General features: G+C 42.5%; 14 protein-coding genes. 4 read left to right on the top strand and 10 right to left on the bottom strand.

Features of this window, described 5'->3' with window-relative positions; all coding sequences use genetic code 11:
• Nucleotides 1–32 precede the first annotated feature (32 nt).
• The 9 genes from AB5150_RS01210 to AB5150_RS01250 form a co-directional block, all read right to left on the bottom strand.
• Complete coding sequence (locus AB5150_RS01210; RefSeq protein WP_368291073.1) at nt 33–2,504, bottom strand: 6-pyruvoyl-tetrahydropterin synthase-related protein; 2,472 nt, start codon at nt 2,502–2,504, stop codon at nt 33–35.
• On the bottom strand, nt 2,501–2,950 hold the full coding sequence (locus AB5150_RS01215) for a 6-carboxytetrahydropterin synthase (RefSeq protein ID WP_022216361.1): 450 nt from the start codon (nt 2,948–2,950) through the stop codon (nt 2,501–2,503). The genes AB5150_RS01210 and AB5150_RS01215 overlap by 4 nt, the downstream gene beginning before the upstream one ends.
• Before the next feature lie 64 nt (nt 2,951–3,014).
• Nucleotides 3,015–4,121, bottom strand: coding sequence for a hypothetical protein (locus tag AB5150_RS01220; protein WP_055222731.1), 1,107 nt, complete (start codon nt 4,119–4,121; stop codon nt 3,015–3,017).
• Complete coding sequence (locus tag AB5150_RS01225; protein ID WP_022216359.1) at nt 4,121–5,527, bottom strand: TIGR03111 family XrtG-associated glycosyltransferase; 1,407 nt, start codon at nt 5,525–5,527, stop codon at nt 4,121–4,123. Before AB5150_RS01225 ends, AB5150_RS01220 begins: the two co-directional genes overlap by 1 nt.
• Complete coding sequence (gene xrtG, locus AB5150_RS01230; RefSeq protein WP_015535028.1) at nt 5,499–6,104, bottom strand: exosortase family protein XrtG; 606 nt, start codon at nt 6,102–6,104, stop codon at nt 5,499–5,501. Before xrtG ends, AB5150_RS01225 begins: the two co-directional genes overlap by 29 nt.
• Before the next feature lie 47 nt (nt 6,105–6,151).
• Nucleotides 6,152–6,925, bottom strand: coding sequence for a Firmicu-CTERM sorting domain-containing protein (locus AB5150_RS01235; RefSeq protein WP_015535029.1), 774 nt, complete (start codon nt 6,923–6,925; stop codon nt 6,152–6,154).
• Between the two features lie 69 nt (nt 6,926–6,994).
• Nucleotides 6,995–7,447: a 6-carboxytetrahydropterin synthase gene (locus AB5150_RS01240; protein ID WP_022216358.1), complete on the bottom strand. Its 453-nt coding sequence runs from the start codon at nt 7,445–7,447 to the stop codon at nt 6,995–6,997.
• Nucleotides 7,448–7,791: 344 nt separating this feature from the next.
• The gene (locus AB5150_RS01245; RefSeq protein WP_055272838.1) at nt 7,792–9,075 is read right to left on the bottom strand and encodes an aminotransferase class I/II-fold pyridoxal phosphate-dependent enzyme; all 1,284 of its coding nucleotides are present in this window, start codon (nt 9,073–9,075) and stop codon (nt 7,792–7,794) included.
• Between the two features lie 311 nt (nt 9,076–9,386).
• On the bottom strand, nt 9,387–10,064 hold the full coding sequence (locus AB5150_RS01250; RefSeq protein WP_022216357.1) for a TIGR00266 family protein: 678 nt from the start codon (nt 10,062–10,064) through the stop codon (nt 9,387–9,389).
• 246 nt (nt 10,065–10,310) lie between these two features.
• Between AB5150_RS01250 and AB5150_RS01255 the strand changes: the two genes are divergently transcribed.
• The 4 genes from AB5150_RS01255 (at nt 10,311) to carB (ending at nt 16,353) form a co-directional block, all read left to right on the top strand.
• Complete coding sequence (locus tag AB5150_RS01255) at nt 10,311–11,201, top strand: transporter substrate-binding domain-containing protein (RefSeq protein WP_004853029.1); 891 nt, start codon at nt 10,311–10,313, stop codon at nt 11,199–11,201.
• A gap of 60 nt (nt 11,202–11,261) precedes the next feature.
• The gene (locus AB5150_RS01260) at nt 11,262–11,972 is read left to right on the top strand and encodes an amino acid ABC transporter permease (RefSeq protein ID WP_004853031.1); all 711 of its coding nucleotides are present in this window, start codon (nt 11,262–11,264) and stop codon (nt 11,970–11,972) included.
• Entirely contained in the window at nt 11,956–12,780 is an 825-nt protein-coding gene (locus tag AB5150_RS01265; protein ID WP_004853032.1) for an amino acid ABC transporter ATP-binding protein, read from the top strand. The genes AB5150_RS01260 and AB5150_RS01265 overlap by 17 nt, the downstream gene beginning before the upstream one ends.
• A gap of 345 nt (nt 12,781–13,125) precedes the next feature.
• Nucleotides 13,126–16,353: a carbamoyl-phosphate synthase large subunit gene (carB, locus tag AB5150_RS01270; protein ID WP_055144296.1), complete on the top strand. Its 3,228-nt coding sequence runs from the start codon at nt 13,126–13,128 to the stop codon at nt 16,351–16,353.
• A gap of 584 nt (nt 16,354–16,937) precedes the next feature.
• Here the strand turns inward: carB and AB5150_RS01275 are convergent.
• Nucleotides 16,938–17,690, bottom strand: coding sequence for an alpha/beta fold hydrolase (locus AB5150_RS01275; RefSeq protein WP_004853039.1), 753 nt, complete (start codon nt 17,688–17,690; stop codon nt 16,938–16,940).
• Nucleotides 17,691–17,766 lie beyond the last annotated feature (76 nt).

Here is a 17,766-nt window from a genome sequence, read left to right on the forward strand (position 1 = left end):
GCTATTATATAACAACTATTATTTGTAAATTGTCAATCTTTTTTCTTTCCGTAATCTTTACACGCTAGTATCCATATTGCACTCATTCCACAAAATCCTACTATACTCACCAACACTCCTGGCCAAAATAATGGATATTTAAACTTTATGTTTGTCACTCCTGTTCCAACACACAGCATATTATTTTCATCCATTATCTCCGAATCAGATACGAAAATATCCTGATATGCAAGAGTAGTATTTATCACGGCTCCATCAGCAATATCTGCCGGAGCATCATTTACTGTTATCACCATTCCACCGTCCGTTATCTCACTACTTATAGGAATCAGCGTTCTCTCAGGAAGATCCTCCGGGCTCACGCCAAGAATATCCTCAACTATCTTCTCTGCACCGCTGTCCCCTGTCACACTATAATAGTACAAAAGATTCAGTCCCACATATTTGATATTCTGACTGTTCTCGTCCGTGGCTGCAAATGCAAGCTGTTCCATCTCATAAGCGAATGTACCTGTCACGTTCATGGCTCCGGTTATATATCCGGTATTCCACTCTGACATATCATCAGGAAATCCTGTAGTAGATATCTGCTCACCGTCATAGCTAAAAATCGGATAGCTGGACTTTAATGATACAGACATATCCGTAACTCCAAGAAATACATGCTGCCTCGTTGCGCTGTCCGCTGGGACATGTGTCATGTCTATGACAACATTTACACCAGAATCCGCAAGAGATCTCACCATCTCCTCAGCCTTCTGTCTGGTGTCATATGAGAATCCGGTCAAAATTACAGTATGGTAGCTTTTCAGTTCGTCCGTAGAATAATCCTCTATATTTGAGGACATTCCTGCCTTAAAAGAAGGAAATGCAAGGGTTATCCTATCCGCATAGTCACCTATGACAATGCCATCATACTGCGTGACAACACCGAACTCCTCCGGACCATCAAGCTTAAACAGGCACACCTTATCCGACTCATATGTCAACGTGTAGCCACTCTTCTTTGCGCTTGCAGTGACATCATCGAGAGTCTTTCCCTTTGCACCTATATACTTTCTGTCAATTGCAACTGTATCGTCTCCAAGCTCGACCGATCTGTCAAACAGATAATCATACTGTTCATTCTCAAGTGCCTGGTTGAGCAGCATTATGTTGTCAGCGGTCGCAGCCCCCTGCCATGCCCATCCAAATGTATATGACGCCCCCCCATCTGTACACACTCCGTACGATGGATAGGAACCGAGACTTGAAAGATCCATGAGCGATGCCCTCTGACTTGTGTTATCCCTCAAAAGGCCCGCCACAGCCACACCGTCATCATTTGCCGGAACGCTGTACCTCTCAAATGTGAATGACGGTATCGCATCCACCACAAGTATGATCACCGAGGCAATCACAAATGGCTTTCTGAGCCGCTCCCACTCTATGAGCGACAGGAAGAAAAATCCATATGCTATAACTGTAAATCGCGTCATCCAGAGTGCCTGACTCATCGGCATCTTTCGAAGTATCGGCAGAACATCCGGTGTCGTGAGCACAAGGATTACAAGAGCCAGGATAAATCCTGATTTTTTCTTGTTATCTGCAAGCAAAATTCCCGCTATGGAGAGCAGGACAACGGATATTCCAAAATAAAATGCGCCGATATCTCCATTTATACGGTTTAACGGATTGAGCGATGAAGAAAGATCAGACATCCACATCGTCATTACATCTGATGCTGCCTCGGAATCCATGGATGATATTCCGCCCGAAAGTGATGGCACAAGCCACACTCCCATGATGAGTATGCCACATATCATCGTGAGCAGGATGATCACCTGACGTCTTATACCCATTTTCCTGTGATGATCGAACAACAAAAACAAGAAAGTTCCTATTCCGATCATAGCTATCATCATGATATGGGTAACGGTTATGAGCATTGTAAATATGAGAATCCCGGCAAGTGCCCATCTCTTCTCTTCCCTGAGATACACCCAGATAAAATATATGAGATATGGGAGAAGGAAGGACACGACCATTCTCGGCATATTGCCCTCATCAATGTACATTCTCGCATTTTCAGGCATGAAGAACCACAGCACAGCAAGTGCTGTTCCAAATACAGGCCTTCCGATTCTTCTGCCGATGAGCAGAAATGCCAGTCCGCCGAAGAATATATACACGCCGAACAAGAGGTAATATGCATTTATCACATTTCCCCCCGTGAAACACATGAGAAGTGCTGTTATATAATATGAAAGAGGCGGCCAGTACCTGTATAACTGGATTCCGTTATACCATGTCTCGTCATACAGAGGATATATCTGTCCACGTTTCAGTGCCTTATAGAGATACTCCGACTTGTACATATGCCCCCATACATCATTTCCCGATGGTTCAGTCACTACGTTCTTAAAGTGTATGACTCCAACCGCTGCCAGTGCGGCAAGGACAACCACACCAAGAGCGAAATAAATATTAAGTTTTCTCCTGCTGAGTTTATCCTTTTCTGTCATTTGGTCTCGTCATTTTCCTTTATATCTTTGAGTATCCTGTCAGTTATGGAGTTTATCGTCTGCATCTCCTCCGTGTAACTATCGTCGATAAGACTTACCACATACGACATCGATGGGGACTCGCTGATCTCCATCATGAGAAATATCCAACCGTTTCTGTTCAATATCTTCGTTAGTTCTTCCTTGAAATACTCACATATATTCTCAAGTGTCGGATTGATCATATCAAACGGCGGAACATCGTTTAACGTCTTGTCCTGGTATGCACTTAAAAACTCCTCAACCCTGTGTTCAAGATGGTGAAACTTGACAGTCTCATCACGTCCCTTGACAACATTTATCACAATCTCCCATGTGTGGGGATGTATTTCTCCCATGAGTCCATTTTTGTATATGCCATGTCTGGCATTCAGATAGAATTTGAATTTATACTGTCTGAACCTCATATAATTCACCTCTCAAAACATTTGAACTCAACATCATTTGAATTTGTTCTCATCTGCAGCCGCCTTACCAGTTCGCAAGGTCCAGCAATCTGTCCTTCTCATGGTAAAATGTATTTCTTGGATTTTCCGTGGATACAACTTCTCTGAGTACAGTCTCCAGCTCCGCTCCTTTAGAAAACGCCTCCCATTTGGACAGCATTTCCTCTCTCGTCTTTTCAGCTGCTGCAAGATCCGTCTTGTACATGATCACCACGAAATATCCCTTTGAAAGTTCCGCTGTAACATGATTTTTTCCCATGGAACCCTTTATAAAGTCCATGATCCTGAAAATGGCATCCCGTGAGAAATACCTGTCTCCCATCCTGACGCGAATGAACATAAAAGTGATCGGAAAAAGTTCAGTATCCGAAGATTTCGACAACAGCGTGTCAACTATCTCCAAATCATAGTAACCTTCCCTCTTTATCTCCGTCTTATCGAAATCCCTGTTTCTGAGTTCTTCCTCGTACTGGTCTGTCAGTCTTTCATACTCATCAAACTTTTCATTCCGCTCTGTAAGATCGGACTGCAGCGCAATAACTTTTCTTCCCTCATGTCCAATCCTCCCTGCAAATTCAATTAATATACATCCAAACACCAGTATCGTAGCTATAACGGCTGTCACAATGTAGAATTCCATATTTGAGGTTCCATACTCCTCAAGAACATAATCTTTGTCTGTAAATACACCACACACATACTCTGTTCCAGACACAGACGCCTCACTGACTATTCCGCCCAAATCTTCCATATAGAGTTCAAATTCCGCCTTAGATGATATATTCTCCAGATTCTTTGTTGTATCATCATCCTTCATATACAGCACTCTGCCATCTTTGAGAATGAATCCCCACGTAGTTCCGGATACCGGCACAGAATGTCTTATGAAATGTATCATCGCATCCTCCGATTTCCCAGCCAGCCCATCTGCAATAATCTGCGCTGTGCTGTCCTGTTCATTCTTAAACGAATGTACAACATTGTCCCTGTTGTCCATGATATGGTATCCATAATATATGATCTCAAGCAAAGTGGTGACCAAAACAACTACAAATGCTGCCACCAGTCTTCCCCTGTACGTTTTTTTATTTTCTTTTCTCTTCTCTGTATTTTTATCTGTAGATCTGTCCATCATCTGGTCTCCTCATGTGCACCTGCCAGCTCATCCTCAGGATAGTTGACAAATCTGCGTACCTTATCTAGTCCGTGTGTAAACCGCAGAAAATCGCTCCTTACTACGCCCACTGCCGTATCCCTTTCATCTGAAAAAGTCTGCATCTTCCAGCTGCCCTTTGACTTCATGGAATTTATTATTCCGGCAAACCTGAACCAGAATACAACAAAATTGTAAAGTGGCAGCAGAAATATCAGATAAATTTTTCGCACATAGTATCTTCTAAGCTTTTTAAAGGGCTTTAAAAACAGGCTTATACATATATAAAGAAGTGCTGTGGTAAAAACATACAGCATGTACATAATGATGACCGACTGTATGATAAGACTAAATGGGTAATTCACAAATCCCAGACATATTAGTGCGAAGTACCATATCATTCGCGGAAATGCAAATGTATGATCAAACATGACAAGTCTAACTATAAAATCCGAGAAAAATCCCCTGACCACATTCATTCTGTTCTTCATGAACATATGGACAACCTCTATCTCCCCACGCTGCCATCTCTGCCTCTGGATATACAATCTGTTCACGTCTTCTATCGGATCAACGTAAAATATCGCCTCACTGCAGAGAACCACACTTTCACCAAGCACATCTCTTATCTGAAATGTTACGTGTGTGTCCTCGCACACTGTATCCGTATTGTACATATTGGTTCTCATGATGGTGGAACGTCTGAACGCTGAAAAAGCACCGGAAAGTGTAAATATGTTGTTGAATTCTGACTGAAAGTTTCTTCCGGCAAGAAAAGCCTGGGCATACTCAAAAAACTCAAGTTTTCTGAGCAGGCGAAGTCCGAATCCCTTTGTCTCGTCTATCATCTCAGGATTTGTCATGATTGTACCCGTCATACAGTCAATATCAGCGTTTCTCTCAAACTTTACGACCATATTTCTTATGGCATCCCTCTGCAGAACACCGTCACTGTCTATATGGATCACATATTTGCCAAAGCTGTTGAAAAGCCCAAGGTTCAGTGCCTTAGACTTGCCCTGCTTTGAATTTACCCAGTTCATGGTAAGTTCCGGAAACTCCTCCTGACACTCGCAGAACACTTCAAAGCTTCTGTCTGTACTCATGTTGTTGACGACAAGTATATATATCTTATCATTTGGGTAACTTGAATCATTAATTGACTTGATACACCGTCTAAGACTGTGCTCTTGATTGTACACCGGTATTATCATGGTTATCTCAGGTGAAAAGTTTACTGCCTTCTCCTTATGTGACACTATCTTTTTCTTTATCAGTATCACAAAGTTGCCTATGGTCGGAATGATCTCCATAACTATAGGTATGATGACCCAGGCTGCCCAGAATATAATAGAACTATGAAATATCTGCATTATGTGCGTCAAACTTAAAACCTCCAACCTTCTGTCTTATTATCTGCGACTTTGTAAATACAAAGAAATATAGTGCAACCGTGCATGCATAGAACACAAGACGCCCTATTATCGTATGGGCAATGAAGTATGAACTTTCTCCAAACATATATATTATGAGGCAGATCACAAATATCCTGAGTACATTTGACACAAATATCGCAAATCCTCCCACTACGCTGAGCACGCTTTTCTCATATGTGTGATACAAAGGAAAAAACCACAGGAGCGCCAAAAATGCCAGTATCTCTATGATGCCTGAGCACTCATAGTCTATATACATTGAAAGGTTTGTATCCCCTGTGGATATAAATATTACATTTTTGTTGAAATAAGACTCGTATATTCCAGTCATATCCCCAAACATCCCTGCCACTGCGGATACTGCTTTTTGCAGTGGGGCAAGAATGACCGGCTCAACCAGTATAAGCATGTATATAAAGAGACCCACACTGCCTGCAATGAAATACCAGAATTCGAGTTTGCCACGTTTTAGAACCGTAAGCACATATATCCATATAATAAACGTTACGATCAACAGTATGTTCATCCTGTGTTCTGTCTCCTTTTCACATAGTAATTTTATTATACGAGGGTTTACCTCTTCTTTCTTCTGCACACAAACACTCCGCCTGTTGCAAGTGCCATCGCCATAGCTGCCCCTGCCCACGGACCTGTCGGAGTTCCGGTTATAGTTACGCCCTGCGCGCCGATATTAGGGTTGGACACTGTGATAGTCGCCCCCTGATCAATGTTTATACCCAGATAATCAGCCAGTTTCTTCATTGATATTGAAAACTCTATCTCATCACCCTTTCCCGTCTCAGTGTGTGCTGCATCATAAACCGTAAATGCCACATCGCCATCTATATCTGTATAGTAACCTGCGAACACACCAAAATTCCTGTATATTCCCTCACCTAGATTATACATCTGTCCCGACCAGTTGATCGAACCATCTGAATTCACAGGTAATACATTGAGCACACACTGTTTACCATCTACTGTAATGTTCCAGAACTGGAACTGCATCTGTGATGTGTACAGGTCATTCATGGAAAAATGCACATACAGCCTGTCGCCATCTATCGCAATCTGTCCCTTGTGAACCGAATAGCCATTGTTGCTGTTATATGTTATATCAGCAGATGGATACTGACTCCATTCACCGTAATATCCATCTATGGCAAGCCCTGTTGTGACAGGTCCACTTGAATTGCTCTTTGCCGCATCTGTCTGGGTTGCAACTGCATCATCCGCAAATGCCTGTATTCTGCCGCCCATAATAGAAAAAACTATAAAAATAACAGCGAAAGAAACAGCCATAACGCCTCTGTTCAAATGTTTCTTATACGATTCTCTTTTCTTCATACTCATCACGCCTCATCTCTGTAGTATATTTTCATTGCTCAATTTATATATGTATATATTTCATCTATATCAGCTAAGTCCTGTCATACTCTCAAGTTTCAATATATCATCAAATATCTTCTGATAATTTCTGTTGCTTGTATCCATGTTCATGGTCGGCAGCAGCATCCTGTCAGATACCTGATACACACATAGCGGATTCTCAGATATATCAAGCTGGTATAACTCCATACCACTTTTCATAAGCTGTTTTCGCAATTTCTCGTAGAAGTAGTCGCCTATTGTCTCAAGGGTATTACCACATCCCTCAAACTCAGGAAGTTCATTAAGATACCGTCCCCTATACTGATCTATAAATGACGAGATGATTGCTTCCAACTTAAAAAAGGGAATATCCTCTTTACTATCCTTCATACCTATATAAGTGACAACTGTAAATGAGTGTCCATGTATCTTCGTTATGTCGCCATTAAAACTATGTTTTGCATTAAAGTAGGTTCTGTATATATAGTAGTTAAACAACCATACCCCTCCCGACCATAAACTTCTATTTCAACTTAATAAGACTCATTCTTATCATCTCTAAATTATAAGTACATCATTGTGATATATCAATGATGAAAAATCGCCAAAATTATGGCTATTTTATGAACATATTGTGACTTTATGTATAACAAGGACATTTCAACCGATTGCGCTATTCATATTTTATTATCTATTTGATCGTTATTGATTGTATAATCACAAAATCCGTCAAATAGTCATAATGTGAATGGCCGCACAAAAAAAAGATCCCATCCATATGAATGAGATCTTTTTACATTTGTCTATAAATCCTATCTACATTATAGCTCTGACATTGTCATTTATGCCGCAAGCAGTTTCTCAACACTTACAAGCTTTACACAGAGAACAAATATCTCTGTTGCCTGCTGCATCTCCTCCGGTGTAGGGAATGAAGGTGCGATTCTGATGTTGCTGTCCTTTGGATCGTTGTGGTATGGGAATGTTGCTCCTGCGCCTGTGAGGATAACTCCTGCCTCCTTGCACTTGGCAACTATAGCCTTTGCACAGCCTTCCATAGCGTCAAATGATATGAAATATCCGCCGAGAGGCTTGATCCATGAACCAATTCCAAGTCCGTCGAGCTCCTCCTCAAGAACTTTGAGAGTTGTTTCAAACTTTGGTCTCATGAAATCAGCATGCTTCTTCATATGCTCCTTGAGTCCATCAAGGTTCTTGAAGTATCTTGCATGTCTGAGCTGATTTACCTTATCGTTTCCTATGGTCTGTATTGTGTAATGCTTCTTGGCATCCTCAAGATTTGCATGTGATGTAGCCATAGCTGAAACTCCTGAACCAGGGAAGCTTACCTTTGATGTTGAAGCAAACTCAAATACCATATCCGGATTGCCGGCCTTTTCACACTCTCCGATGATATCAAGTATCTCTACCTGATTGTCCTCATACAGATGATGGATGACATATGCATTGTCCCAGAAGATTCTGAAGTCCTTAGCTGCTGGTCTTAGATTTGCAAATCTTCTTACTGTCTCATCGCTGTAACAGATTCCCTGTGGGTTTGAGTACTTTGGCACGCACCATATGCCCTTTACTGTTGGATCTGAATTTACAAGTTCTTCAACCATATCCATGTCTGGACCTGTCTCTGACATAGGTATGTTGATCATCTCTATTCCAAAATGCTCTGTGATGGCAAAATGTCTATCATATCCTGGAACAGGGCAGAGGAACTTCACCTTGTCAAGCTTGCACCAAGGTGTCTCTCCCATTATTCCATGTGTATATGCTCTTGATACAGTGTCAAACATAAGAGTAAGACTTGCGTTACCACCGATGAAGATATGATCCTCAGTGGTTCCCATCATCTCAGCCATAAGTCTCTTGACCTCTGGAATTCCATCAAGGCACCCATAGTTTCTGCAGTCTATGCCACACTCTGACTTCATATCAGAATCACTGTTGATAACATCCATAAGACCAACAGATACTCCAAGCTGGGTTGGTGATGGCTTACCTCTTGACATATCAAGGTTCAGGCCAAGAGCCTTCTTCTCTTCATATGCCGCAAGCAGCTGCTCTCTAAGTTCCATTAACTCTTCTCTTGATAATTCACTGTACGCTTTCATAAAAGTCTCCCTTGCTACCTAACAATGTTATAGTTATATGTCCAGGTTGCACGTCAAAATATTCTACATCAAATAGACTATCCTAACGTTCAACCCTTGTATCATATAATTTATTTCTCCGGTTGTCTAGACCTTAATCGCATAAGTTTGCAGTATTTTGCAAATTTTGGTTGAAAAATCTAAGTTTAATCACTGTATTCGACTATATTTTCGTCAAAATTTTATATTTAACTTTTTATTTTCAAGTTAGCCGACATTGAAAGATGCTGCAGTGTTCTTTTGGGGTCGGCTTAAATATATGGCTCTATTGGTTATTTAGATGGTATCATGGATGCTATCTCAGCGGCAAGCTGCGACTTCGGCATGGTCTGAAGTGTTATCTTGCCAGGACCAGTTACCACTGTATTGAAGAATCCCTCTCCTCCAAAGAACATATTCATGGCACCACCCTTTACTGTCTCTGCGTTTAAGGAACATGTTGCATCCATCATTGCAAGATAACCTGTGTCAATGACCATCTGCTGTCCCGGTGCAAGCATGTAATCCACAACAGAACCATCGATTTCAAGGAACACTATTCCCTGACCTGTAATCCTCTGCATAATAAATCCCTCACCTCCGAAGAACCCACCGGCTATCTTCTTTTGAAAAGCTATCTCCAGATTGATTCCCGGTGTCGATGCAAGGTATGCTGACTTCTGACAAATGATCTCCTTGCCAGGTCCTATCTCAACCGCCATTATATTCCCCACAAAGCTTGAACCGAATGCTATCAGTCCAGGTCCCCCCTGAGCCGTATATGTATTTCGGAACATCGATTCACCGGATATGGCCCTGGTGAACATCTTGCCTACTCCGCCACCTGATGTCTGCATCTGCATATTCGGAGACATCCATACCATTGCACCTTTTTCGCAGTTTATAGATTCCCCTGCCTCCAGAATAATTTCTACCACAGGCATCATGCCGCCTTTGATCTCGTATCTCATATAATCTTACCTCCCTGTATTCTTCATATTTAATATGAGTTTCATTTTTTTAATTGGTACAAATGTATTATATAGTAAATACTATTCATATAACAATGTTTATTTATAAATCATGAATAAAAGCCTGTTTTTATTAGGCATCTCACTTTTTCCCACTTTTGGAACGAGTTTTTTCATATATTAATTGCTTTTTTTGAAACACAATGGTATATTTATTCAGATAAAATATGAAAGGAAGATGTAAAAATGAAACTCAAAAACTTATTAGCAATTTCAATGTCAGCAGTTCTGGCTATGACAGCTCTTACTGCTTGTGGAAGCAAGGATGATTCTTCGGAGGCAGCTTCAGAGAGTGCTTCATCATCAAAGAAGACTGCAAAGGTCATAGAGATTGACCTTACAGACGAGCAGTATGCTTTCGGTGTTGATAAGGATCAGCCTGAGCTCTTAACACAGGTCAATGATTTCATCAAGTCAATGAACGAGGATGGATCATTTGAGGAGATCTGCAATCACTATTTTGGTGACGGCGAGCCAGTTGCCGTTGAGTCGGCAACACTCGACGCAAACAAGGATCAGCTTGTAGTTGCAACAAATGCTGCATTCGAGCCATTTGAGTATACAAAGGGTGAGAACTACTATGGTGTCGATATGGAGATAGCTAAGGCTCTCGCAGACAAGCTTGGCAAGGAGCTCGTTATCCAGAACATGGATTTCGATGCTGTATGTCTCTCAGTTGGTCAGCACAAGTGTGATATCGCTATGGCAGGTCTTACTATAAAGCCAGACCGTGAGGAGTATGTAAGCTTCTCAGATTCATACTACAAGGCTTCTCAGAAGCTTATCGTTACATCAGACAATACAGAGTTTGATGATTGCAAGACAGCTGATGATGTCAACAAAATTCTTCAGGCTAAAGGCTCAGACATGAAGATTGGTTTCCAGACAGGTACTACCGGACAGTTCTACTGCGAGGGTGACGCAGACTGGGGATTCACAAAACTTGCTATGACTTCAACCGGCTACAAGAACGGTTCACTTGCAGTTCAGGATCTTTTAAATGGTAACCTCAACTATGTTATCATCGATGCCGCTCCAGCAGCCAGCATCACTGCTGCTCTTAACGCAATGCAGTAAATTTTAATTCGGATTTAGTAATTTTAGTATTAACGCCAATTATGTTTGAAAGGATATTTCATGGGAGACATTTCTACAAAAATACAAAAGTTCATAGAAATATTCATCGACAACAACGGGTATGTTAAGGTAGTCGAGGGTCTGAAGAATACTGTGATAATAGCCATTGCCGGTCTTATCATCGGTATAATAATCGGTACCCTCATTGCTACCGTCAGGGTAATTCCAAAGTACAAGCGTCTGCCTAGAGTTCTGGATGCGATCTGCAGTGTATATGTAGGTTTCTTCCGTGGAACACCTATGGTTGTACAGCTTCTTCTCTTCTACTATGTTCTTCTTCCTATAGTGGGAGGACACATGACAGGAGTTCAGGTGGCTATGCTTGTATTTGGACTCAACAGCGGTGCCTACATCTCAGAGATCATGCGTGGTGGTATACTCTCCGTTGATCCAGGTCAGATGGAAGGTGGACGTGCCATGGGACTCAGTTTTTCGACTACCATGCTCAAAATCGTTATACCTCAGGCAGTCAAGAATATTCTGCCAACCCTTGGAAATGAATTTATTTCTTTAATAAAGGAGACTTCAGTTGTAAGTTTTGTCGGAGCAACTGATCTCTACGTTGCATTCAACTACATCGGAAGTAACAGCTACGAATTCATGGTCCCTTATCTGGTCATGGCACTTATCTACATCGTGATGGTGCTTCTCATCAGCCTGGGAATCAAATTAATGGAAAGGAGCCTGAGAAAGAGTGATAGACGTCATTAATCTTGAAAAAAGCTTCGGTGATAACAAAGTCTTAAACGGCATCAATATCACCATAGACAAAGGCGATATAATGGTTGTTATCGGCCCTTCAGGTTCTGGTAAAAGTACATTTCTTCGCTGTTTGAACTGTATGGAAGATCCTACCGGCGGCCAGATTATATTCAATGGTGTTGATATAGCAGACCCTAAGGTTGATATCAACATACACCGCCGTCATATGGGTATGGTTTTCCAGCATTTCAATCTGTATAACAACAAGACTGTTATACAGAATATCATGCTTGCTCCTGTCTATGTCAGATGTCAGGATCTGAAAAAGGCAAAGCGGCATAATCTTCTGCTTCCTGTCACCAATCTCTTCCGCAAGGAAAAGCAGACAAAGCAGGAAATAACAACAACAAAATCAGAGATCATTGCCGAGGCACATGCAAAGGCGGAGGAACTCCTGAAGAGGATCGGTCTGGAGGACAAGGCGGATGTATATCCATCTACTCTCTCAGGCGGTCAGAAACAGCGTGTTGCCATCGTCCGTGCGCTTGCCATGAATCCTGATGTCATTCTGTTTGATGAGCCAACCTCCGCTCTTGACCCCGAGATGGTCGGCGAGGTTCTTGATCTTATGAAGGCTCTTGCGGACGAAGGCATGACAATGATCATTGTTACCCATGAGATGGGATTCGCCAGAGAGGTTGCCAATAAGGTTGTATTTATTGACGACGGACAGATTCTAGAATCCGGTACACCGGAGGAATTTTTCGGCAACCCTAAGAATCCTAGACTTAAGGATTTCCTTTCAAAAGTGTTATAAGACATTTTATCCGGCATGTGTGTTTTTTCATATGTGCCGGATTTTCTTATGTAAAAAATCATATCATTAATAATTTTTACTGTATATTCATACGTACTTTCCAATTCAATTCTTGATCCATTTCGTATTTCAGTTCATTTTTTCAATTTATTTCCTTATTAGCTATGTACTTTTAGGCTCTTATACTTTATAATAACAATAATTTGGGCATTTTTATAAAAGAAAATAAATGATGTCCGAAAATGTTTAAAATCACATTAAAATACTTCTTTATTTTGTGTGATTTCATGTAGTTTTCAGTGCTCTCGTTCTGAACAAGAATCATTTTACAATAAGGAGAAAAATATGCCAAAAAGAGAAGACATTAACAAAGTTCTGATAATAGGATCTGGTCCAATCATCATCGGTCAGGCATGTGAGTTCGACTACTCAGGAACTCAGGCTTGCAAGGCACTTAAGAAGCTTGGATACGAGATCGTATTGGTCAATTCCAACCCTGCTACCATCATGACAGATCCTGAGACAGCTGATGTCACATACATTGAGCCACTCAATGTCAAGAGACTTGAGCAGATAATTGCAAAAGAGAGACCTGATGCTCTTCTTCCAAATCTCGGAGGACAGTCAGGACTTAACCTTTGTGCTGAACTTGCAAAAGAAGGCATCTTAGACAAATACAATGTCAAGGTCATCGGTGTTCAGGTAGATGCCATAGAGCGCGGTGAGGACAGAATCGAATTCAAGAAATCCATGAACGCAATCGGAATAGAAATGGCAAGAAGTGAGGTTGCCTACTCGGTAGATGAGGCTCTCGCCATCGCAGATCAGCTCGGCTACCCTGTTGTTCTTCGTCCTGCATACACCATGGGCGGTGCCGGCGGCGGACTCGTATACAACAAGGAGGAGCTCAAGACTGTCTGTGCAAGAGGTCTCCAGGCCAGCCTTGTAGGTCAGGTTCTCGTTGAGGAGTCAATCCTCGGATGGGAGGAGCTTGAGCTTGAAGTTGTACGTGACTGTGAAGGCAATATGATCACTGTATGTTTCATCGAGAACATCGATCCTCTCGGCGTACACACAGGTGATTCATTCTGCTCCGCTCCTATGCTCACAATCTCTGAGGACGTTCAGAAGAGACTTCAGGAGCAGGCATACAAGATCGTTGACTCTGTTGAGGTCATCGGTGGAACAAATGTACAGTTCGCACATGACCCTGTATCTGACAGAATCATCGTAATCGAGATCAACCCTAGAACATCCCGTTCTTCTGCTCTGGCATCAAAGGCTACAGGATTCCCTATTGCCCTTGTGTCAGCCATGCTGGCAACAGGACTTACCCTCAAGGATATCGAGTGCGGTAAGTATGGCACACTGGACAAATACGTTCCGGACGGTGACTATGTGGTTATCAAGTTCGCACGTTGGGCATTCGAGAAGTTCAAGGGTGTTGAGGACAAGCTCGGAACCCAGATGCGTGCCGTAGGTGAGGTCATGAGTATCGGTAAGACCTACAAGGAGGCATTCCAGAAGGCTATCCGAAGCCTTGAGACAGGAAGATACGGCCTCGGCTACGCCAAGGACTACAATACAAAGAGCAAGGATGAACTATTGCGCATGCTTGCACATCCATCAAGCGACAGACATTTCATCATGTACGAGGCGCTCAGAAAGGGTGCTACAGTAGATGAGATTTTCGATATAACAAAGGTTAAGCACTACTTTGTTGAGCAGATGAAGGAACTCGTTGAGGAAGAGGAAGCACTCGCAGCACACAAGGGCTCTCTCCCATCTGACGAGGCACTCACCACTGCAAAGAAAGACGGTTTCTCAGACAGATACCTCAGCCAGATCCTTGAGATTCCTGAGGAGGACATCAGAAATAAGAGAATCGAGCTCGGAGTTACTGAGGCATGGGAAGGCGTACACGTAAGTGGAACAAAGGACAGTGCTTACTACTACTCCACATACAATGCACCTGACAGCAATCCGATAAATGAGAACAAGCCAAAGGTTATGATCCTCGGCGGAGGTCCTAACAGAATCGGTCAGGGTATCGAGTTTGACTACTGTTGCGTACATGCATCACTGGCACTTAAGAAGCTCGGATTTGAGACTATCATAGTAAACTGTAATCCAGAGACTGTTTCAACTGACTATGATACATCAGATAAGCTCTACTTTGAGCCACTTACACTTGAGGATGTTCTCAGCATTTACAACAAGGAAAAGCCAGTGGGCGTCATCGCACAGTTCGGCGGTCAGACACCTCTTAACCTTGCTTCTGACCTTGAGAAGAACGGCGTAAAGATCCTCGGTACATCTCCTGCTGTCATCGATCTTGCAGAGGACAGAGATCTCTTCCGTGAGATGATGGATAAACTTGAGATACCTATGCCAGAATCTGGTATGGCTACTACTGTTGACGAGGCACTTGAGATTGCTCACAAGATTGGCTATCCAGTCATGGTCCGTCCATCATACGTTCTCGGTGGACGTGGTATGGAGGTCGTATACGATGATGAGAGCCTTGACGGATATATGAGAGCTGCCGTTGGTGTCACACCTGACAGACCTATACTTATAGACAGATTCCTGAATCACGCCCTTGAGTGTGAGGCAGATGCCATAAGCGACGGAACTCACGCATTTGTTCCTGCCGTTATGGAGCACATCGAGCTTGCCGGAGTTCACTCAGGTGATTCAGCCTGCATCATTCCTTCAGTACACATCACTGCTGAGAATGTTGCTACTATCAAGGAATATACAAAGAAGATCGCTGAGGAAATGCATGTCGTAGGTCTTATGAACATGCAGTACGCTATTGAGAAAGGCAAGGTATATGTTCTCGAGGCAAATCCTAGAGCATCCCGTACAGTACCTCTCGTATCAAAGGTATGTAACGTGCGCATGGTTCCTATCGCTACTGATATCATCACATCAGAGCTCACAGGAAGACCATCTCCTGTTCCAGCTCTCAAGGAGCAGCACATACCATATTACGGAGTTAAGGAGGCTGTATTCCCATTCAACATGTTCCCAGAGGTTGATCCAATCTTAGGACCTGAGATGAGATCTACAGGTGAGGTTCTCGGACTTTCAACCTACTACGGAGAGGCATTCTACAAGGCTCAGGAGGCTACACAGACTCTCCTTCCTACAAGCGGAACTGTCCTGATCTCTGTAAACAGAAAGGACAAGGATGAGGTTATCGAGATCGCTCAGCTCTTCGAGAAAGCTGGTTTCAAGATCCTTGCTACAAGCGGAACATATGCCATAATTACGGCTGCCGGAGTAAAAGCTGAGAAAGTCAAAAAGCTCCAGGAGGGCAGACCAAACATCAATGACCTTATAACAAATGGCTCTATAGACCTGATAATCAATTCTCCGAGCGGTAAGGAAAGTGCCCACGACGACAGTTACCTCAGAAAGGCTGCCATCAAGGCAAAGATTCCTTATGTGACTACAATTGCAGGCGCAAGAGCAACCGCAAAGGGTATCCTGTACGTTCAGGCGCATGGCGACAGCGATGTGAAGTCACTGCAGGAGCTTCACAGTGAGATAAAGGACGCTGAGTAATATCGGGCGCGGGCGGCTTTGCCGCTCAGGTAGCCCGGATTGCCAGTTAAAGGACTAGAGGCTTGCTCTAGTTTACAATTTGTTGGCCAGCAAGACCTCTCAGCATTCAAAAGTGCATAAAATTTTATCTAAAATGACAAAAACCAGGAAAAGGATACAATTTCTAATGTCTTTGTATCCTTTTCCCGGTTTTATTTTAATTTGCGAAAATATTATGCGCTTTTTATTGATTACACTTCTCTCCAAGCTACCCTTCTCGCCAAACTACCTACACTGAGAGTCGAACATTTGTTTGATGTGATATATGCGGTGCTACCCTATTCGGTAGGCGGTTAGCCTTCATCACAGGAGTTTATAGCCATAATCAGCTTTATGCATCACTTGCTTTGCTCTTGATTATGCCGTTGGCTCTAAGAGCAATGATAAGACACAAAAATAACCGCCCAGTCCTAACAAACTTTAGCGGTTACTTTTGTATCCAATAATATCAGGGCTAACCGTCTATCGGTTGCACCTTTTGATATTATATTAGCATTCTCCACCCCCTTCATGTCAAACGTATATTAACTCATATTTTCCATATCTCACTGAAACTTGCTCATCATTTCCTCAAACAACTCAGGCCTGAGTAAGACAAGTCCGCCGTGTCCGAGTTCCGGTAATACTTCAAACTCCGTCTGAGGTAGCCTGCGCCTGATATACGCTATATCATTTTTCCGCTCTTTTTCTTCATTCTTTGCGTACCAATAATGGATGTGCGTATCAATCTTCGGAACAGGATCCGGCACCTTATAGTTATTGCACGATTCAAATGTTCGCCACAGTGTTTTGCTGCTGCAATGTCTCAGAACATCCGCAACATACTGCAGATCTTCCTTGGAATAGTCGTCTGTAGCAAATGCCTTTTCCAGCAAAGCCACACCGCCTGCTCTGCCTATCATCATCATTAGATAATCCTTGAGCGCAATAAAGCGTGTCACGATCCATGGCAACTGATACGGTGTGATTCCGCCGTCTATTACACAATGCTGTATTCTAACCTTCTGTCCCAGCGCAACCATAAGCGCAACGGAACCGCCCATAGAACAGCCATATACAGCATATATCTCCGTGAATCCCTTCGCCTTGATCCAGTTATTTAAGTCTGATGCAATCTGCTCCACGCTTGTAAAGTCATTGTCATTGTCAAAATCATAACCCGGAAGTGCCGGAACCAGCAGATGATAATTCTTTTCTAACAGAGGAATTACATTCTCAAAGTAATCCCACTTCACAACAGATGGATGTATCAATATTATCGTTTCTTTATTCTCTTTTCCGAACTCATGGATAGTCATTGTATTTTTCCTTCCTCATACCATATTCTTTCTTTAGATCATGATGAAAATATTAAACTCTTGCCATCATGATCCA

This window comes from Coprococcus sp. RTP21281st1_F1_RTP21281_210402 (assembly GCF_040915325.1).
Classification (GTDB): Bacteria; Bacillota; Clostridia; order Lachnospirales; family Lachnospiraceae; genus Coprococcus; species Coprococcus aceti.